Here is an 18,907-nt window from a genome sequence, read left to right as displayed (position 1 = left end):
TGGCTTGCCTGCGATAGCGGAGTGTCAGCCAACAATTTATTAACTGACCCACCGCCATCGCAGGCAAGCCAGCTCCTACAGGTTGATCGCATTTCAAGGCGGGATTTCAGCGCCCGAGCATCTTCACCCAGCGCGACGGCGGCATGCCGAAAGTGCTGCGGAACTGGCGGGTCATGTGGCTCTGGTCGGTGAAGCCGGCGGTCAGTGCCGCATCTACCAATGACTGGCCCTGGCCCAGCAGGCTGCGCACCAGGTCCAGGCGGCGCATGGTCAGGTAGCGATAGGGGCTGGTGCCGAACAACAAACGAAAATCCCGCGACAACGCCCAGCGGTCGCGGTTGGCGTATTCCGCCATTTCATCGAGGGTAATCGGCCGGCCCAGGGCACTGTGGATAAATTCCCGTGCGCGCTCGGCGGCCCGGTAGTCGAAGGTCTTGCGATTGACCGTGATGCCCGACGCGTTATTCAGCGCCTGGGCCAGGTCAAACATTGCGTCCTGTTCCTGCAACGGATCAATCGGGCAATCCAGGCTTTGCAGCAACACTTCACTGGCGCGGTACAGCCACGGGTCGCTGGACAATCCGCCGGGGATGAACGGTAACGGCTTGCCACCGAGCACCTGCTGGATCAGCGCCGGCTCCACGTAAATCATCCGGTATTTGAAACCTTCCTCGCTGCCGGCCCAGCCGTCATGCACTTCATCGGGATGGATCACCATGGTCCGCCCCGGCAGGCTGTGTGTCATGCCGCCGCGATAGTGAAAGCTCTGCACGCCGAACAAGGTGCGGCCGATGGCGTAAGTGTCGTGGCGATGAGGGTCGAAGCCAAACCCGGCAAAATACGCCTCGATACGCTCCAGCCCACTGGCGTGGGGCGCGCGGTGCAGCCAGTCGAGAGAGGGTTTGATCATGGTGTCAGTCGCAGGTCGGGACGCAAATACGTTACCCCAGTGTGACCGGGCTGTCTGCTGCGGTCTTGAACGATTGTGCCACTGCTGAAATTTCGGGGGCAGTACCGGCTTTGCGTTAAGGTATCGCTAATCATTAAAAAATGATTGTTTTACGATAATTAATCGTTTATTTTTCCGCCTCAAATTTCTCAGAGGCTTATCCATGAATTCCCAACGTCTTGCCCAGCTCAGCCAGCGCATGGCATTGCTTACCCTGTTGTTGATCGTCGCCATACTGCTGCTCAATACCGCTGCGTGGCTTTACCCGGTGCAAAGCGCTTCGTTCGGGTTTGGTTTCGCCCTGAGTGGTCAACAGATCGAGGGACGGGCGGAGATCGTTGCGACGTTCCCTTGGTGGCAGACACTGGGCGGCGTCCTGCTCTCCAGCATTCCCTTGATGGCGCTGGTGTCCGGTTTGAATCATTTGCGCCAGCTGTTCCAGAACTATGCTCGTGGGGAGTATTTTTCCAGCGCCGCCGCGCAGCACTTGGGTAAAGTAGGCCGGGCCGTGGCACTGTGGGTGTTGCTGGATTTTCTGTGTGAGCCCTTGCTCAGTGTCTGGGTCACGATGAACGAGCCGGTTGGCCAGCGGCTGCTCACCTTGAGTTTTACCCCGCCCAGCATCGTGGCGCTGTTTCTCGCCGGCTGCATCTCGGTGATCGCGCGTATCCTGTGGCAGGCCAGTGAAGTGGATTCTGAAAACCGCACGTTTGTTTGAGAACAGCATGTCTATTGTGATTGAGTTGGACGTTATGCTCGCCCGGCGCAAGGTCAAGTCCAAGGACCTGGCCGCCGCCATTGGTATCACCGAACAAAACCTGTCATTGCTCAAGCAAGGCAAGGTCAAGGGCATACGGCTGGCGACCTTGGATGCAATCTGCAAGTATCTGGAGTGTCAGCCGGGCGACCTGCTGGTGCATGAACCCGAACCTGAGCTGTAAACGGCAAGGATCTTTAATTCCCTGAAGGATGGATCAACCGATGCTTTTCCCAAGCCTGCCGTACGCCGCGCCTCTTCTGTCGCTGGCCTTGCTCTGGACCGTCGCGGTCGTGACGCCAGGCCCGAACTTTTTCAATACCGCGCAGTTGGCTGCCAGTTGCTCACGTCGCCATGGCGTAGTGGCGTCCGCTGGCGTGGCCACTGGCACCGTGATGTGGGGCCTGGCCGGCGGCTTGGGGATCAAGTCATTGTTTACCGCAGCGCCGATGTTGTACCTCGCGTTCAAGATCATCGGCGGCTGCTACCTGATTTACCTGGGGTTGAAACTGTTCCGGCGCTCGGCACCGGCCATGGCCCAGAACCTGTTGCCCGACGAACCTCGGCGTTCGTTGTTTTCCGCCTGGCGCCTGGGTTTATTGGGCAACCTGTCCAACCCCAAGGCGGCGCTGTTTGTCGCGACGATCTTTGCGTCCACCATGCCCCCATCACCGTCGCCGATGCTGCTGACCCTGGCCGTGATCACCATGGCGACGCTGTCATTCAGCTGGTACACCTGCGTGGCACTGGTGTTTTCCAGTGAACGGATGGCCAACGCCTACAGCCGCTCGCGCAAGTGGCTGGACCGGTTTGCCGGTGGTTGTTATGTGCTGTTCGGCGCCACGCTGGTAGCGAATCGCTGACGGCTCATGGTAAGAAGCCTTACTTTCAAACGTGAGGCCGATCATGAGCAAGCTGCGGGTAGGGATTATTTTTGGTGGCCGTTCGGCCGAGCATGAAGTGTCGCTGCAGTCGGCGCGCAACATCGTCGATGCACTGGACCGTTCGCGCTTCGAGCCGATCCTGATCGGCATCGACAAGGCCGGCCACTGGCACCTCAACGACACCTCGGGCTTCCTGCTCAACGAAGAAAACCCGGCGCTGATCGCCCTCAATCAATCCAATCGTGAACTGGCGGTCGTGCCGGGCAAGGCCAGCCAGCAACTGGTGGAAACCGCCAGCCAGGCCTCGCTGGAACACGTCGATGTGATCTTCCCGATCGTCCACGGCACCCTCGGCGAAGACGGCTGCCTGCAAGGCCTGCTGCGCATGGCGGACCTGCCGTTTGTCGGCTCCGATGTGCTGGGTTCGGCGGTGTGCATGGACAAGGACATCAGCAAACGCCTGCTACGCGATGCCGGGATTGCCGTGACGCCGTTCATTACCCTCAACCGCAGGAATGCGGCGCGTACCACCTTCGAACACGCCCAACAGAAACTCGGATTGCCGATGTTCGTGAAACCGGCGAACCAGGGTTCGTCCGTGGGGGTGAGCAAGGTGGGCAGCGAGGCTGAATATCACGCTGCTGTAGAGCTGGCACTTGGGTTTGATGAGAAGGTGCTGGTGGAGTCGGCGGTAAAAGGCCGGGAAATTGAATGTGCCGTGTTGGGTAACGAGAACCCCATCGCCAGCGGCTGTGGCGAGATCGTGGTGCGCGACGGGTTCTATTCCTACGACAGCAAATACATCGATGACCAGGCAGCCCAAGTGGTGGTGCCGGCGGACATCAGTGTTGAAGCCAGCGAGCGCATTCGTGCGTTGGCCATCGAAGCGTTTGAAACCCTGGGCTGTGCCGGGCTGGCGCGGGTGGATGTGTTTCTGACGGATGAGGGTGAGGTGCTGATCAACGAGATCAACTCGTTGCCTGGGTTCACCCGCATCAGCATGTACCCGAAGTTGTGGCAGGCGGCAGGCATGAGCTACAGCGAGCTGGTGAGCCGCTTGATCGAGCTGGCGCTGGAGCGGCATGCGGGGCGCAAGGGGTTGAAGATTAGCCGGTAGACCAGTAACGCCATCAGGCGTTACTGAGGACTTCTCGAAAAACGTCTGGCCTGATGGCTGCTATGTGCAGCAAGGAACGTGCTGCGCCGGAAGGAGAACGGCGCCCTTGCTCCCATTCTTGAAGCGTTCGTACAGAGACCCCCAGCAGTTCGGCAAACTTGGGCTGTGACAACCCGGTCTTGCTGCGCGCCTCAGCCGCTTGGGTAATTTCGACGTGATGGACGTGACCATGACGCGCTTCCTTGACGTCGATAACGGCAGCCAGCAATTCCTCGCCGATGTTGCGCTTGGCGTCACGTTCCTTCAGCTGTTTCTCAGTGAGTGGCATGGTTCATCTCCTTGGCGATTTTGTAGAGGACATGCGCGGGAATATTCTCGGTGGCACCTTTGCCATAAATCAGCAAGGCAACTAGTGCGCCGCACGCCAATTGCGTTGTGTAAATGATCCGTACTGAGCTGCTCTTGCCCCGGCCTTCCAAGCTCCAGCGTACTTTTCGGCAACCACCAGAACCTGGAATGACAGTACCTGAATCGGGGTGGTTGGCTAGAAAAGCCATAAAAATACCCCGTTCTTCTTCGGTCCAGTAATCGGGCCATAGCTTGCTGAATAATGGTGACTCGATGATCGTTAACACGCAAAAATTCTACGTCTTTGACGTAGCCTCTGGCAAGAAGGGGCGGGGCCAGAAAATGTCAGCGGATGGAGAGGGATTCAAGAAACGTTGTTTCGCAAAAAATGACAGCCCACAGATTTTCTAAAGCTAATAGCTAAGAGAGCTGTGGGCGTCGTCCCATTACACTGCGCGAGCAACCCACGAGTACAACAACGTCTTCCTCTCCGTACTGTCATGGGTCCTTCTGCGATAACTCGCAAACGCCGGCGAGGTGCAATACGTACACACTTCGCTTACCTCAACCTGCTCACGTTTTATCCCTGCCGCCTCCAGCAAGATCAGCGCATAGCGGCTCAAATCAAACCACGCACTCAAGGCCTGCCTGGGTTCTGGCGGCTGAATCTCCGGTGCCAACAAAGGCCCCGGCTGCTCGAACGTCCACGGCGCATTTCCATCCCGCCACAAATGCCCCTGACTCGCCTGCAACTGCGCCACAAACTCGCCACTCACCTCATAACAACAAGGCTTGATCGAAGGCCCAATCGCAATCCGCAACTGATCCAGCGCCACACCCTCGGCGGTAAACCGTTGCATGGCATTGGCGATGATCCCGCCTTGCAGTCCCTTCCAGCCGCCATGAATCGCCGCGACAAAGTCCCCGTCCTCCGAGGCCATCAGCAGCGGCAGGCAGTCGGCGGTAATCACCGCAATCGGCTGCAGATCCCGGCTGAAAACCCCGTCAGCCTCCACCGTGTTGGGCGTAAGCTTCGCGTTCCATTCAATGGTCGTGGCGCTGTGCACCTGCTTGCAGATGAACACCTCGTCGGGCCGCAATGGATCGTCAATCGTACAAAACCCATGGTCGACGCCCGCCAGGGCGCCGAGGTTATTTGCCTTGTGCACGCGCAGCTCTCCAGTGAGTCAATTCAATCCCCCAGCGCTTCGCCTTCACGGCGTGGATCAGCCCCGCCGACCAACGACGCCTTGCCCTGCGCATCGCGCACCCGGACGATCGCCTGGGCGCCGCTGGTCATGTCGATTTCGCTCAGGGCGTGGCCCTTGTCCTTCAGTGCCTGTTTCAGCTGAGCACTGAACAACCCGGCTTCCAGCTCGGTCGCGCCGTTGCGACTGCCGAAGTTGGGCAGGCCGACGGCCGCTTGCGGGTCGAGGTTCCAGTCGAGCATGGCCACCAGGGATTTGCTCACATATTCGATGATCTGCGAACCGCCCGGCGAACCTACCGTGGCCACCCACTCACCGCTCTGGCGATCAAACACCAGGGTCGGTGCCATCGACGAACGCGGGCGCTTGCCCGGCTCGATCCGGTTGGCCACCGGCTGGCCGTTCTCTTCGGGGATGAAGGAGAAGTCGGTCATCTGGTTATTCAGCAAAAAGCCCTGGACCATTACATGGGAACCGAATGCGGACTCCACCGTGGTGGTCATCGACACCGCGCCACCCACGTCATCCACTGCCACCACTTGCGAGGTGGAAATGCGCAACGGCGAGCGATCCGGCGCGTAGGCCACTTCAATTCCCGCAGGCTTGCCCGGATTGGCGACGCCCATGCTGCGCTCACCAATCAATGCGGCACGGCCGGCCAGATAGTCCGGCGCGACCAGCCCGGCCACCGGCACCGGCACGTAGTCGGAATCCGCCACGTACTGGGCGCGGTCGGCATAGGCCAGGCGGTCGGCCTCGGCGATCAGATGCACCGCTTCAGGCACCGGTTCCAGGCCGGCCGGGGAGTCGTTCTTCACCGGCTTCAACAGCCCAAGCGTCATACGCGGGTCGCGGGTTTCCAGGGCCTGCAACGTGCCGAGGATCTGCGCAATGGCGATCCCGCCCGACGACGGCGGCGGCATGCCGCAGACTTTCCAGCGTTTGTAGTCGGTGCACAACGGCGCCCGCTCAACTGCGCTGTAGCCCTTGAGGTCGGTCAGCGTCAGGCTGCCGGCGTTGCTGTTGCCTTGTACCTTGCGGGTGATTTCGTCGGCAATCGGGCCGTAGTACAGCGCGTCCGGCCCTTCCTTGGCGATGCGCTTGAACACGTTGGCCAGCGCCGGGTTTTTCAGCAGCGTACCGGTGGCCTTCGGGCTGCCGTCGGCATTCAGGAAGTACGCGGTCATTTCCGGCGAGCGGCTGATGTAGCGGTCAGCGGCAATCAGGCTGTGCAGGCGCGCAGAGATCGGGAAACCCTCTTCGGCCAGGCGAATGGCCGGCTCAAACAGTTTGGCCCATTGCAGGTGGCCGGTCTTTTTATGGGCCATTTCCAGGGCACGCAACACCCCCGGGGTGGCCACCGAACGCCCGCCAATCTGTGCCTGCGGGAACGACATCGGCGTGCCATCGGCGTTGAGGAACAACCGCTCGGTAGCGCCCGCCGGTGCGGTTTCGCGACCGTCGTAGGCGTGCACCTGCTTGCCGTCCCACAGCATGATGAACGCACCGCCGCCGATCCCGGAGGACTGCGGCTCCACCAGGGTCAGCACGGCCTGCATGGCAATCGCGGCGTCGATGGCCGAGCCGCCCTTGCGCAATATCTCGCGCCCGGCTTCGGCGGCCAGCGGGTTGGCGGCGGCGGCCATGTGGCGCTCGGCGTGGCGGGGGCTCATGTCGGTGCGATAGCCCGAGCCGAGCTCCGGGGCGGGCGGCAGTTCCGGCGCGGTAGCGCTGTGGCAGGCGGCGAGGGTGAGGGCAGCGGTGATCAGCGAGAGGGTGGTAAGGCGTTGGCGGTGAAAAATCGAAAACACGCGATGACTCCGTTCATTTGAGAATGATCTGTTGTCCGTGGGGAGGGAATGTACCTCAGTGGTTTGCAGGTTGGGAGATTGATCTGTATTTGGTTGTGCGGTACAACTATGTCCCTCGTCATTCGGGCAAGAGGTTTCCCCCCCGTGAACCGTTCCAAGCCAGACCTTATCGATCAGATCCGCTGTGCCTCGCGTCTTATGGTGCGAGAGCTGGGCTTCATGCAGCCGAAGTTGGCGGCCAGCAGTTACCCACCGTCATCGGTGCACACGATTGTTGAAATCGGCGAGCGTGGCGCGCTGACAGCGGCTGAACTGGTCATGTTGCTGGGGCTGGAAAAGTCGTCGGTGAGCCGCATGGTGCGCAAGCTGGTCGAGGCGGGCGAGCTGGAAGAGTTTGCCAACGAGGACGATGCCCGTTCGAAAAAGCTGCGGCTCACCACACGAGGCCAGAAGACGTTACGCGACATTGAAACGTTTGCCCGGCGCCAGGTGGGCGAGGCGATTGGCGACTTGTCCAGCGAACAGCAACAGGCCGTCAGCCGCGGGCTCGATCAGTACGCCGCAGCCCTGCAAACCCAACGTACTGGCGCCCGGCAGCCGAGGCACTACCGCATTGCCCATGGCTACCGGCCAGGCATCATCGGGCGTATCGCGCAGATGCACGCCGAGTACTACGCCCAGCATGCGAATTTTGGCCAGCCGTTTGAAAGCCTGGTGGCGGCGGACATGGCCGAGTTGATGGGGCGCCTGGCCAACCCGCGCAACCAAGTCTGGGCAGTGCTGGACGCAGAGCAGATCGTCGGTTCGATCGCGATTGATGGCGAGGGCGAAAACGGCGAGGCGATCCTGCGCTGCTTCATCCTCGCCCCGTCTGCCCACGGCCAGGGCTTGGGTAAACGGTTGTTGAAAGAGGCGCTGGATTTCTGTGACGGGCACCGGTTTCCGGCGGTGCGGTTATGGACGTTCAAGGGCCTGGATGTGGCGCGCAAGCTCTATGAAAACGCGGGCTTTGTGCTGGAGTCGGAACAGGAGGGGCAGCAGTGGGGCAAGTCTGTGGTGGAGCAGTGTTTTGTGCGGCACGCTGTTTGACGCAACAGCGCCCCACGTCACGGGGCGCTGGCGCCTGGCCGGTTAGAAGTCCCAGCGCGTGGTGAGCATCACGTTGCGCGGGGTGCCGTAATAGGCCGTGTTATAGAAGCCGATGTTGGTGTAGTACTGCTTGTCGAATAGGTTGTTGACGTTCAGCGTCGCGGAAAGATGTTCGCTGACCTGATACTTGGCCATCGCGTCCACCACCCAATACGCTTCCTGCGAGAACTCTTCGTTTTGCGCCTTGGGCCGGTTGTACACCACTTGCCAGCTTCTGCTCTGCCAGCGCGCGCCGCCGCCGACGGTCAGGCGGTCCAGCGGGCCCTTGAGTTTGTACGAGGTGAAGAAACTGAGCTGGTCCTCCGGCTCCCAGGTCGAAGCCTTGTCGCCATGCTCATCCCGCAGGATCTTGTGGGTGTAGCCGGCCTGGGCCTGCCAGCCCGGCGCCAGTTCGCCGGACATCTCGGCCTCGAAACCCTTGGTCTTGGCCTTGATGCCTTTCTCGGCATACCCGAGGGATGGGTTGGTCGGCGCGGCGTTGTATTCGGCGTCCGGCTCCGCACGGTTGGTTTCGTGCACTTCGAAGTAGGCCATGCTGGTGTTGAGCCGGCCCTCGAAGAACTCGCCCTTGAGGCCGGTCTCGTAGTTCTTGCCTTCATCCGGCTCCAGCAATTTGTTGTTGCGGTCGCGGCTGTAGGTCGTCGGCATGAAGATGTCGGTGTAGCTGGCATACGCGGTGAAGTTGTCGTTCAGGTCGTAGGTGACCCCGGCGTAGGGCACCAGCTTGCCGGTCTCGGTGGAGTCGTCTTCGCCACGCAATTTGTAGTTGGCCACGCGGCTGCCGAGGAACAGGTTCAGGTCGTCCGTGAGGTTGAAACGTGCGGCCATGTAGCCGGCGGATTGCCGGGTGGTGGCATCGATGGTGCGGGTCGGCACGCCCCAGTCTGGCTCCGGCACATTGCCGTCGAAATTCCAGAAATCGATCTGGTTGTTGCCCACATAGGTGGGGGCGCCGTAGTCCTTTCCGGTCCAGTGGGAATTCGAGGCCGACGCGCCAATCACCAGTTCATGGGTACGGCCCAGCAGGCTGAATGGGCCGCTGGCGTAGACATCGCCCGAGTCGGCGCGGGTATTGCCGGTGAACTTGTTCGCGTACAGGGACGACAGTCCGGTGGCGGGGAACGGGCCACTCATGATCGAACCCAGGGGCGCGTCGTAGCCCATGATTTGGTGGGTGTATTGGCCCTTGATCACCCAGCCATTGTCGAAGTTATGTTCCAGGGTGGAAAACACGCTGCGGGAATACTGCTCCCAACGGCTCCACTTGGCGCCGTTGTTGTAGGAGCGTTTCACGTCAATGCGGTTGCCGCTGCGGTCGAATAGCGCACGGCTGCCGGACCAGCCCGAGCCTTGCGGGTCACTGTTCTGGTAATCGAAGCCGACGGTGAGCAGGGTGTCTTCGGTCAGGTCGGCTTCCAGCGTGCCGAAATACACATTGGTGTTGCGCTGGTAATGGTCCATGAACGAGTGCTTGTCCTGATACGCCGCCACCGCGCGGCCACGCACGTTGCCGCTGTCGGTCAGCGGGCCACTCACGTCGATCTGGGAGCGATAGTTGTCCCAACTGCCGGCGCCGAGTTCCACGCTGGCCTTGAAGTCGCGGGTGGGCTTTTTGCGGATCAGGTTGATCGTCGCGCCAGGGGCGCCAGCGCCGGTGAGCAGGCCGGTAGCGCCCTTGAGAATTTCCACGCGGTCATAGATCGCCATGTCGGTCAGGGTCTGGCCGGACGAGTAGGCGGAGTTGCGCAGGGTAGGAATGCCGTCGTACTGGAAGTTCTCCACCGAGAAGCCGCGTGCGTAGTAGTTATTGCGCTCACTGTCGAAGGTCGACACGGTGATGCCCGGCGTATGGCGCATCACGTCATCGATCGAGGTGAGCGCGAAGTCATCCATATGCTGGCGCGTGATCACGGTGATCGACTGCGGGGTTTCCCGTGGGGTCAGCACCATGCGCGTGGCGGTGGCAATGGTGCCCGGGGTATAGGAACCACTGCCTTCGGTGATGGTGCCCAACTGGTTGGCAGTGATCTCTGTGGCGCCCAGCGACAGCGCGCTGCCGGCTACCGGCAGGCTTTCCAACTGATAGCCATCGGCATTGCCGGTTGCGGCGAAACCGGTGCCGGCCAGCACCTGCGCGAACCCGTCCGCCACGCTGTAGCTGCCGCGCACACCGGGGCTGTTCAACCCTGCCACCTGTTGCGACAGGAACGAAATCGGCACACCGGCGGCCTGGGCGAAGCGGGTCAGTACATCACCGAGTTTGCCGGGCGCGATGTCGAACGCCTGTACCTGCTGTTGCGCGTAAGCCAGGCCCGGCACCGCCATCGGCAGGCAGCCAAGCAACAGTCGACTGGCCAGTAACAGGCCGCCGCGTGTGGGGGTTGAAGACATGTTATCGGTGCTCCTTTGGATGTTGGCCAAGGAAAGGACGCGGTAAAACCGAAAACACGCAACGCTGCGTAAGAATTATCCGGCGGGGACTTTCAGGCGCACACGCGTGAGCCACGGGGTGTACGTGCTGACCTCAATCGGCAGGGTGCGCGTGAGCAGGCGCAACGCGCGGTCGCTGTCGTCCGTCGGCAGCATCACGCTCACCCGAATGCCTTGCAGCGCCTTGCGATCGAACATCAGCACACCCGGGCGATGCCGCGCCAGGCGCTCAAGTACATCCGCCAGCGGCTCGTCGTTGGCCAGCAACTGGTGGGCCGTCCAGGCTTGCTGCTGTGCTTGCACATCAACGCTTTTCGGCGTGCCGGGCCCGCTTGCATCCAGGCGCACCTGCTCGCCGGGGCCGAGGGTAATCGTATGCCCGGCACTGTCGATGCGGGTCGAGGATTCGAGCATCTTGACCACGGTGGCGGTGTCGCTGAGTTCGACGATAAAACGCGTGCCCAGGGCGCGAATGCTGCCCTGCGGGGTGTCGACATAAAACGGGCGCTGGGTGTCCTTGGCCACTGTTACCAGAATCTCACCATGCAGCAGTTGCACGCGGCGCTGGCTGGCGTCCAGGTGCAGGTTCACCGCAGAGCTGCCTTCCAGTTGCAGGTCGCTGCCGTCGGCCAGCAGCGTCTGGCGCCATTGGCCACGGTCGGTGCTCAGGTCGGCGAACAGATAGCCACGTTGCTCGTACTGGTACGCCGGCACCCCCGCGAGCAGCAGGGCCAGGGCGAGACACTTGACCAGCGTTGCCCCTTGGCGAGGCTGCCGGGCCCGGCGCAATGCGGCACGGGCCGGGGCTTGTTTGAGAGGCAGCAAGTGGCCCTGAAGGCGGGCAATGGCTTGCGGGTGCTGCGGGTCGGCGGCCAGCCAGGCGCGAAACGCCTGTTCGTTGGCGGCATTGCCTTCGTGATCCAGCCGCACCAGCCATTCGGCGGCCTGGCGCAGCACAGCGTGGGGCAGAGGCTGGTTCATGGCTGGGCGCACGCATCGCACGCCAGCAAGGCTTCCACCAGATCGTTCTGTACTGTGCGCACCGAGACACCCAGGCGCTGGGCGATTTGCGCCTGGTCCAGGCCTTCGAGGTAACGCAGGATGAAGGTGTCGCGGATCCGCTTGTGCATGCGTGCCAAGGCCCGGTCGATCGCCTCAAGCATTTGCGCGGCTTGCAGGATCTGCTCCGGCGACGGGGCTTGCTCAAGGTACGCGGCGCAGCGCTCGAGCTCTTCGCGGTAAGCCTGTTCCAGGCGTCGACGGCGGCCATTGTCCATCAGCAACCGGCGCGCGATGGTGGCCAGATAAGCCCGTGGCTCACCCGGCGCCACGTAAGTACCCGATGCCAACAAGCGTACGAAAGTGTCTTGCGCCACGTCGGCCGCCTGATGGGAGCAATGCACACGACGCCGCAACCAGGTCAACAACCAGCCGTGGTAGCCGCGGTACAGCGCATCGAGCGTAGGAGCGTCGGTGGGCGAAGACAGCTTCATGAGAGAGAATCGTAAGTGAGAATTAATCCCATTCTAGTGGTTTAAAACTTCGGGCTGCAATAGACGGTCGCTTGCCGGATTGATCAGTGCCGTTAACACATGGTCCGCCCAGACCCCGTTGATCCTCAGATACGCCCGCGCCTCGCCCTCTTTTTCAAACCCCAGCCGTGCCAGCAGGCGCGCACTGCGCTCATTCTCTGGCCGGTAGTTGGCCATGATTCGGTGCAGTTGCATGGCGTCGAACACATGGGCAATCGCCGCCGTCAGCGCTTTATGCATCAGGCCTTGGCCTTGTGCGGATTCAGCGAGCGCGTAACCCAAGTGACAGGCCTGAAACGCACCGCGCACGATGTTGCTGAAGTTGCAGGCGCCGATGATTTGGTCCTGGCTGAATATCAGCAGGTGCAACGCTTCGCCGCTGGCGGTTTTGTCGGCCATGGCGTGGAGGCGTTCGGTGATGGCGTCCAGTTCAAAAAAGGCGTCGTCACGCGAAGGCTCCCAAGGCTGCAGAAAGGCGCGATTTTGCAGCAGGTACATTTGCAGGGCGCGAGCGTGGGAAGGGTGGGCGCCCAGCAGTAAGAGGCGGTCAGTGCTGATGCCGGTAGCGGGGAATGTCATGCGTCACCTTCTTGTGGTTTGCCAGCCGGGCTATCCTGCCGCTTCAGTCGTACAGAATCCAGCCAGGCTGGCATTCACATAATTCTTACCCGGGCACAGCTATGATGCTCGTCCTTATGCAATAAGCCTGACAGGGCGACCCATTATGAATGTGAGCATTCTCTACGCGTTGGCGGCGGCGGCGTTGTTCGGCGCCAGCACTCCGCTTGCCAAGCTCCTAGGGGTGGATACGCCGCCCATCCTGTTGGCCGGGCTGCTCTATCTGGGCAGCGGCCTGGGCCTGGCCATCGTTCGGTTTGCTCGCGACCACGGCTGGAAACGGCCCGGGCTTGCAGCCGGAGAGTGGCCCTGGTTGGTGGGCGCCATTGTCTTTGGGGGCGTGCTTGCGCCTGTGGCGCTCATGTACGGGCTCACCCGCACAGCGGGCGCCACCGCATCGCTGATGCTCAATCTTGAGTCGGTGCTCACGGCCGTGCTGGCGTGGGTCGTGTTCAAAGAGAACGCAGATCGCCGCATCGTGATCGGCATGATCGCTATTGTTCTGGGCGGGATCGTTTTGTCATGGCCGCACGGGACAGCGACGGCTCATGATTGGACGGGGCCGCTGGCCGTGGCTTTCGCCTGTTTTTGTTGGGCCATCGACAATAACCTGACCCGTAAGGTCTCTGCCTCGGATGCGCTGTTTATCGCCGGCAGCAAAGGCTTGGCGGCGGGTGTGGTCAATTGCTGTTTGGCGTTGGCCATCGGGTCGCAACTGCCAGCGGTGGCCACGCTCGGGTCAACCATGGTGGTTGGGCTGCTTGGGTATGGCGTGAGTCTGGTGCTGTTTGTGCTCGCTCTGCGCGGGCTTGGCAGTGCGCGCACCGGGGCCTACTTTTCCACGGCTCCCTTCCTGGGCGCGGTCATCTCGATCCTGATCCTGGGCGAGTCGGTTTCGCTGATGTTCTTGCTCGCGGCCGCCTTGATGGCCATCGGGGTGTGGATTCATCTGATGGAACATCATGCGCACGAGCATCAGCACGATCCTCTTACGCACGGCCATCGCCATACACACGACGAGCACCACCAGCATGTGCACGGCTTTGAGTGGGACGGTACCGAGCCACATAGTCATGCGCATGAGCACGCACCGATCCTGCACAGTCATGCGCATTTTCCCGATGTGCACCATCGGCATAAGCACTAACTTTTCTAGGGTAATAGGGCAGTGTGCTTTTCTTCAGGCATAAAAAAACGGCTTACCTTTCGGTAAGCCGTTTTTAGTACTTGGTGGCTACACAGGGACTTGAACCCCGGACCCCAGCATTATGAATGCTATGCTCTAACCAACTGAGCTATGTAGCCAAGTGGCGCGCATTATTCGCGGAGAACGGGAATGCGTCAAGCGCTTTTTTTGAAAATTTATCTACGCTATCAACTGTTTAACGGGAAACACCGGGTTTGGTGACGAGCGGTTGGGGTTTGCGCAGGTCCCAAGGCGGCGAAGATCAAAAGGTGGGAGCGGGCTTGCTCGCGAATGCGGTGTGTCAGTCAGCAGAGGTATTGGCTGGTCCACCGCATTCGCGAGCAAGCCCGCTCCCACAGTTGATCTGCTGTGTTCTGGCGTTCGTGCGTCAGGTTTTGCGCGGGTGCAGGCACTCTATCGAGCGATCCACCATGGCTTTGGCCATTTCCAGCAGGTGCCATACGGCTTGAATTTTGGCTCGATCATGGTGTTGCATAGTGTCGCGGCAGTCGAGAGCAGTGGCGGATGCGCTGTTGAGCAGGTGTGAGGTGTAGAGCAGGGCGTCTTCGAAACTGAGGTCTTCGCTTACGACGAAGCAATCTGATGGAGGCTCGGGAAGTGATTTATCCATGGTGTAACTCCTGTTTTTACCTTAGGAAGCTGACACCTATTGATTTCAGGCTGCTAAACCCGATCACTGAAAACCAGCGACGGACCGAAGACTAGCCACCGACTCCCCCAGGCACAAGGCCGAAAGATTCTCTAGGAAACGTCCCGCAAATTAAAGGGATTCATCTTGCTGGCCCTTTACAAACCATGACCGCTGCATCGATTCATCTACTCGTTAGCCTGCTAACGGGATAGCCTTCCTGCACCCAAAAGTGGCACATTGTCGCACCTGCACCTGTGCATCCATCTGCTGTACGGAAAACCTCCCATGGCTCTGAGCAATTCCCAGCCCTCCGTGGCTACGACGCCTGCCGCCGGGCAAACCAGCCCGTTGGTGATGCGTGTAATCGGCGCGGTGGCGCTGGCGCATTTGATCAATGACTTGATCCAGTCGGTACTGCCCTCGATCTACCCGATGCTCAAGGCCAATTACGGCCTGACGTTCACCCAGGTCGGCCTGATCACCCTCACGTTCCAGCTCACCGCGTCCCTGCTGCAGCCGTGGGTGGGTTATTACACCGATCGCCATCCCAAGCCGTACCTGTTGCCCTGCGGAATGATCTGCACGCTGGTGGGCATCCTGATGATGTCCCAGGTGGGCAGCTTCCCGTTGATCCTGCTGGCGGCGGGGTTGATCGGCATCGGCTCGTCGACCTTCCACCCGGAAGCGTCCCGCGTGGCGCGCCTGGCGTCGGGCGGGCGTTATGGTCTGGCGCAGTCGACGTTCCAGGTGGGCGGTAATGCCGGCTCGGCCTTCGGCCCGTTGCTGGCGGCGGCGATCATCATTCCGTTCGGCCAGGGCAATGTGGCCTGGTTCGGCCTGTTCGCGGTGTTTGCGTTGTTTGTGCTGTATGCGATCAGCCGCTGGTACGCCCACCACTTGAACCTGTTCAAGCTCAAGCAAGGCCAGGCGGCCACTCACGGCCTGTCCAAGGGCCGGGTGTTGAGCGCGCTGGTGGTGCTGGGCCTGCTGGTGTTTTCCAAGTACTTCTACATGGCCAGTTTCACCAGTTACTTCACCTTCTACCTGATCGAGAAGTTCGACCTGTCGGTGGCCAGTTCCCAGCTGCATCTGTTCCTGTTCCTCGGCGCGGTGGCGGCGGGCACGTTCTTTGGCGGGCCGATTGGCGACAAGATCGGCCGTAAGGCGGTGATCTGGTTTTCGATCCTCGGGGTGGCGCCGTTCACCCTGATTCTGCCCCATGTGGACCTGTTCTGGACCAGCATTCTGAGCGTGGTGATCGGCTTTATCCTGGCCTCGGCGTTCTCGGCAATTGTGGTGTATGCGCAAGAGTTGGTGCCGGGCAATGTGGGGATGATCGCCGGGGTGTTCTTCGGTTTGATGTTCGGTTTTGGCGGGATTGGTGCGGCGCTGCTGGGGCACCTGGCAGACATCCACGGCATCGAGTACGTGTACACGCTGTGCTCGTTCCTGCCGCTGTTCGGGGTGTTGGCGATTCTGTTGCCGCGTACCAAAAAGGCCTGATACCAGATCAATCGAGTCGGGCAGATATCCCTGCTGCCCAACGCTTGCGTCAAACGGGTAAATCAACTGCTCCTGCAAAGGGTGTCGGCGTTGCGCCGGTGCGCTGATTTACGGTTGTAGCGGGTTGTAGGTGGCCCGCTTGAGCTGTTCTCGCGCCCGGGACAAACGTAGGCGCACCGTGCTAATGGGGATGTCCAAGGTGTCGGCGGTGTATTGGGCGTTTCCATCGGCAAGTGCTTGTTGCTGTACTAAGTCAGCAGGTTCCAGCCGCCGGTAGATATGCTTTCCATGAAAGTGATTCCGAGTGATTAAGGCGTCGGTGCTACGCTTGCTCAAAACACGGAGAGCCGCCATGACGGATATCAAACTGATTGCTAGCTTGTTTGATCGCCTTAATCAGAACCAACTCGCCCTAGGCGCCGCAGTTGAAGAGCTTTCCAAGTGGGTCGAACAACGTGGGTCGGCAGAAATTGCCAACAACGTGCGCGGTGCGCTCGAAACACTGGATGAGAACCTTGTGTTTATTCGTCAGGGAATTGCTGAGCTAACAGTCACAGGGAGTTTAGGAAAGCTGTGACGGTCTGGAGCAGTAGAAGGTCCGGCTGTCTAACATCGAGGCAAGTAGTCCGATTCCGCCCAGGTGCCGTCGTTAGCAGTAACGGCAGGGTAGGCCGCTTACTAGCTTACAACGGCGCCCTATCGCAGGGAGGCGCTTCCCCAGGGGCATGCGCACGTTGGTAGCGAGCTGGACTGCCTACCGGGCTGGTGATTTTTCATATCTACCGAATCGAATTCTGAAGTTCTCGCTGCTAATTTTAGAGATGGGACTGGCTCTAACAATATTGAATACCGAAGTTTTTTTCGGTGGCGGGGAAGTGAGCGCCCACAAAAAAGCCGATGCAGTGCATCGGCTTTTTGTTTTGCGGCATAGGCCGCAGGTAAAGCTTATACGTTGAAGCGGAAGTGCATCACGTCGCCATCCTTGACGATGTATTCCTTGCCTTCCAGGCGCCATTTACCGGCTTCCTTGGCACCGGCTTCACCCTTGAACTGGATGAAGTCGTTGTAGGCGATGACTTCGGCGCGGATGAAGCCTTTTTCGAAGTCGGTGTGGATCACGCCAGCCGCTTGCGGGGCAGTGGCACCGACCTTGACGGTCCAGGCGCGTACTTCTTCAACACCGGCGGTGAAGTAGGTCTGCAGGTGCAGCATTTCGTAGCCGGCACGGATCACGCGGTTCAGGCCAGGCTCTTCCAGGCCCAGGGCCTCGAGGAACATGTCTTTCTCTTCGCCGTCTTCCAGCTCGGCGATTTCCGCTTCGATCTTGTTGCACACCGGAACAACGATAGCGCCTTCTTCTTCGGCAATGGCCAGGACCACGTCGAGCAGCGGGTTGTTCTCGAAACCGTCTTCAGCCACGTTGGCGATGTACATCACCGGCTTGGTGGTCAGCAGGTGGAAGCCCTTGATCACAGCTTTTTCGTCGGCGCTCATGCTCTTCATCAGGCTGCGTGCCGGCTTGCCCAGGGTGAAGTGGGCAATCAGTTGCTCCAGCAAGGCTTTCTGGACCACTGCGTCCTTGTCGCCGCCCTTGGCGTTACGCGTGACCTTTTGCAGTTGCTTCTCGCAGCTGTCGAGGTCGGCGAAGATCAGTTCCAGGTCGATGATCTCGATGTCGCGTTTCGGGTCGACGCTGTTGGAGACGTGAATCACGTTCTCGTCTTCGAAGCAGCGGACCACGTGGGCGATGGCATCGGTCTCGCGGATGTTGGCGAGGAACTTGTTGCCCAGGCCTTCACCTTTCGAAGCGCCGGCTACCAGGCCCGCGATGTCGACGAACTCCATGGTGGTCGGCAGGATGCGCTTTGGATTCACGATGGCCGCCAGGGCGTCCAGGCGTGTATCGGGCATCGGCACGATACCGGTGTTCGGTTCGATGGTGCAGAAGGGGAAGTTCTCCGCCGCAATACCGGATTTGGTCAGGGCGTTGAACAGGGTGGACTTGCCGACGTTAGGTAGGCCGACGATGCCGCAATTGAATCCCATGGTGTTTCCCCTCGGGTAAAGAGTCAGGCCTTCTGGCTGTGCAGGTTTTTCATCGCACGGTTCCATTCACCGGCGAAGATATCCGGCAGCACGCCGAGGGCAAAATCGATGCTGGCATCGAGTTTTTCCTGTTCGGCGCGTGGCGCACGACCCAGGACGAAATTTGAAACCATACTGGCAACGCCCGGGTGGCCAATGCCAAGCCGCAAGCGGTAGAACGTATTCTGATTGCCCAACTGCGCGATGATGTCGCGCAGGCCATTATGCCCGCCATGGCCGCCGCCTTGCTTGAGCTTGGCAACGCCGGGTGGCAGGTCTAGTTCGTCATGGGCCACCAGGATTTCTTCGGGTTTGATCCGGAAGAAGCCCGCAAGCGCCGCGACAGCCTGGCCGCTGCGGTTCATGTAGGTGGTGGGAATCAACAGACGAACATCCTGACCCTGATGCGAAAAGCGTCCGGTCAGGCCGAAATATTTGCGATCGGCCACAAGATTGACGCCTTGGGCGTGGGCGATGCGCTCAACAAAAAGGGCCCCCGCGTTATGCCGGGTCTGTTCGTATTCGGCGCCTGGATTTCCCAGGCCAACGATCAGTTTAATGGCAGTCACGACAGGGGCCCTTCCTTTGGAGTTGTGGATAACATCGCCGTTGGTGCGGCGAAAGTGGACGACAAAAACTCATTAACCGTTAGAGGCCAACTTCGCATTCTCGCCCGCT

The 18,907-nt window shown here is 60.4% G+C and carries 20 protein-coding genes, 1 tRNA gene and 1 pseudogene; 8 read left to right on the top strand and 14 right to left on the bottom strand.

Features of this window, described 5'->3' with window-relative positions; genetic code table 11:
- Positions 1 to 106 precede the first annotated feature (106 nt).
- Positions 107 to 910, bottom strand: a complete 804-nt coding sequence (locus HX873_RS18350) for an AraC family transcriptional regulator (protein WP_076014932.1) — start codon at positions 908 to 910, stop codon at positions 107 to 109.
- 202 nt (positions 911 to 1,112) lie between these two features.
- Here HX873_RS18350 and HX873_RS18345 point away from each other — a divergent pair, with 202 nt between their 5' ends.
- Genes HX873_RS18345 through ddlA form a run of 4 tightly spaced genes read left to right on the top strand, consistent with a single transcriptional unit; the run spans position 1,113 to position 3,707 of the window.
- Positions 1,113 to 1,667, top strand: coding sequence for a DUF2975 domain-containing protein (locus HX873_RS18345; RefSeq protein WP_087693784.1), 555 nt, complete (start codon positions 1,113 to 1,115; stop codon positions 1,665 to 1,667).
- 7 nt (positions 1,668 to 1,674) lie between these two features.
- Positions 1,675 to 1,890: a helix-turn-helix transcriptional regulator gene (locus HX873_RS18340; protein ID WP_010177071.1), complete on the top strand. Its 216-nt coding sequence runs from the start codon at positions 1,675 to 1,677 to the stop codon at positions 1,888 to 1,890.
- Between the two features lie 40 nt (positions 1,891 to 1,930).
- Entirely contained in the window at positions 1,931 to 2,569 is a 639-nt protein-coding gene (locus HX873_RS18335; protein ID WP_087693797.1) for a LysE family transporter, read from the top strand.
- 43 nt (positions 2,570 to 2,612) lie between these two features.
- Positions 2,613 to 3,707 carry a D-alanine--D-alanine ligase gene (gene ddlA, locus HX873_RS18330; protein ID WP_063033162.1) on the top strand — a complete coding sequence of 365 codons (1,095 nt, stop codon included), beginning with the start codon at positions 2,613 to 2,615 and terminating at the stop codon, positions 3,705 to 3,707.
- Positions 3,708 to 3,720: 13 nt separating this feature from the next.
- On the opposite strand, the gene HX873_RS18325 is transcribed toward ddlA, so the two are convergent.
- From HX873_RS18325 to ggt, 4 genes are all read right to left on the bottom strand, one after another.
- A complete protein-coding gene (locus HX873_RS18325) occupies positions 3,721 to 4,035 on the bottom strand; it encodes a DNA-binding transcriptional regulator (protein ID WP_087693783.1) in 315 nt (104 codons plus the stop codon).
- Positions 4,022 to 4,342 carry a transcriptional regulator gene (locus HX873_RS18320; protein WP_087693782.1) on the bottom strand — a complete coding sequence of 107 codons (321 nt, stop codon included), beginning with the start codon at positions 4,340 to 4,342 and terminating at the stop codon, positions 4,022 to 4,024. The genes HX873_RS18325 and HX873_RS18320 overlap by 14 nt, the downstream gene beginning before the upstream one ends.
- A gap of 159 nt (positions 4,343 to 4,501) precedes the next feature.
- Entirely contained in the window at positions 4,502 to 5,224 is a 723-nt protein-coding gene (locus HX873_RS18315; RefSeq protein ID WP_177123012.1) for a polyphenol oxidase family protein, read from the bottom strand.
- Positions 5,225 to 5,247: 23 nt separating this feature from the next.
- Positions 5,248 to 7,074 (bottom strand): gamma-glutamyltransferase, encoded by a 1,827-nt coding sequence (ggt, locus tag HX873_RS18310; protein ID WP_177123011.1) that lies wholly within the window; start codon positions 7,072 to 7,074, stop codon positions 5,248 to 5,250.
- A 198-nt stretch (positions 7,075 to 7,272) separates the two neighbouring features.
- On the opposite strand from ggt, the gene HX873_RS18305 reads away from it, so the two are divergent.
- Positions 7,273 to 8,163: a bifunctional helix-turn-helix transcriptional regulator/GNAT family N-acetyltransferase gene (locus HX873_RS18305; protein WP_177123018.1), complete on the top strand. Its 891-nt coding sequence runs from the start codon at positions 7,273 to 7,275 to the stop codon at positions 8,161 to 8,163.
- Positions 8,164 to 8,205: 42 nt separating this feature from the next.
- Here HX873_RS18305 and HX873_RS18300 read toward each other — a convergent pair whose 3' ends face one another.
- The 4 genes from HX873_RS18300 to rimJ form a co-directional block, all read right to left on the bottom strand.
- On the bottom strand, positions 8,206 to 10,614 hold the full coding sequence (locus tag HX873_RS18300) for a TonB-dependent siderophore receptor (RefSeq protein WP_177123010.1): 2,409 nt from the start codon (positions 10,612 to 10,614) through the stop codon (positions 8,206 to 8,208).
- Between the two features lie 75 nt (positions 10,615 to 10,689).
- Positions 10,690 to 11,634: a FecR domain-containing protein gene (locus HX873_RS18295; RefSeq protein WP_177123009.1), complete on the bottom strand. Its 945-nt coding sequence runs from the start codon at positions 11,632 to 11,634 to the stop codon at positions 10,690 to 10,692.
- Positions 11,631 to 12,146, bottom strand: coding sequence for a sigma-70 family RNA polymerase sigma factor (locus HX873_RS18290; protein WP_003217834.1), 516 nt, complete (start codon positions 12,144 to 12,146; stop codon positions 11,631 to 11,633). The genes HX873_RS18295 and HX873_RS18290 overlap by 4 nt, the downstream gene beginning before the upstream one ends.
- Before the next feature lie 33 nt (positions 12,147 to 12,179).
- Positions 12,180 to 12,764, bottom strand: coding sequence for a ribosomal protein S5-alanine N-acetyltransferase (gene rimJ / locus HX873_RS18285; RefSeq protein ID WP_177123008.1), 585 nt, complete (start codon positions 12,762 to 12,764; stop codon positions 12,180 to 12,182).
- Positions 12,765 to 12,909: 145 nt separating this feature from the next.
- Here rimJ and HX873_RS18280 point away from each other — a divergent pair, with 145 nt between their 5' ends.
- Positions 12,910 to 13,950: a DMT family transporter gene (locus tag HX873_RS18280; RefSeq protein WP_177123007.1), complete on the top strand. Its 1,041-nt coding sequence runs from the start codon at positions 12,910 to 12,912 to the stop codon at positions 13,948 to 13,950.
- Between the two features lie 81 nt (positions 13,951 to 14,031).
- Here the strand turns inward: HX873_RS18280 and HX873_RS18275 are convergent.
- Positions 14,032 to 14,108, bottom strand: a tRNA-Met gene (locus HX873_RS18275).
- 269 nt (positions 14,109 to 14,377) lie between these two features.
- Positions 14,378 to 14,620: a DUF6124 family protein gene (locus HX873_RS18270; protein ID WP_087693773.1), complete on the bottom strand. Its 243-nt coding sequence runs from the start codon at positions 14,618 to 14,620 to the stop codon at positions 14,378 to 14,380.
- Between the two features lie 306 nt (positions 14,621 to 14,926).
- On the opposite strand from HX873_RS18270, the gene HX873_RS18265 reads away from it, so the two are divergent.
- Positions 14,927 to 16,144: an MFS transporter gene (locus HX873_RS18265; protein ID WP_093201834.1), complete on the top strand. Its 1,218-nt coding sequence runs from the start codon at positions 14,927 to 14,929 to the stop codon at positions 16,142 to 16,144.
- Between the two features lie 108 nt (positions 16,145 to 16,252).
- Here HX873_RS18265 and HX873_RS31630 read toward each other — a convergent pair.
- Positions 16,253 to 16,372: pseudogene (locus HX873_RS31630) on the bottom strand (RNA polymerase subunit sigma); the annotation flags it as partial.
- A 124-nt stretch (positions 16,373 to 16,496) separates the two neighbouring features.
- On the opposite strand from HX873_RS31630, the gene HX873_RS18260 reads away from it, so the two are divergent.
- A complete protein-coding gene (locus tag HX873_RS18260; RefSeq protein ID WP_087693771.1) occupies positions 16,497 to 16,721 on the top strand; it encodes a hypothetical protein in 225 nt (74 codons plus the stop codon).
- Between the two features lie 368 nt (positions 16,722 to 17,089).
- Here the strand turns inward: HX873_RS18260 and ychF are convergent, their stop codons facing one another.
- Entirely contained in the window at positions 17,090 to 18,190 is a 1,101-nt protein-coding gene (gene ychF, locus HX873_RS18255) for a redox-regulated ATPase YchF (protein ID WP_008432257.1), read from the bottom strand.
- 23 nt (positions 18,191 to 18,213) lie between these two features.
- Complete coding sequence (gene pth, locus HX873_RS18250; protein WP_003208389.1) at positions 18,214 to 18,798, bottom strand: aminoacyl-tRNA hydrolase; 585 nt, start codon at positions 18,796 to 18,798, stop codon at positions 18,214 to 18,216.
- Positions 18,799 to 18,907 lie beyond the last annotated feature (109 nt).

Origin of the sequence: Pseudomonas sp. P7758 (genome assembly GCF_013386485.1) — a bacterium.
Taxonomy (GTDB): Bacteria; Pseudomonadota; Gammaproteobacteria; order Pseudomonadales; family Pseudomonadaceae; genus Aquipseudomonas.
This window is presented reverse-complemented; position numbering and strand designations above follow the sequence as displayed.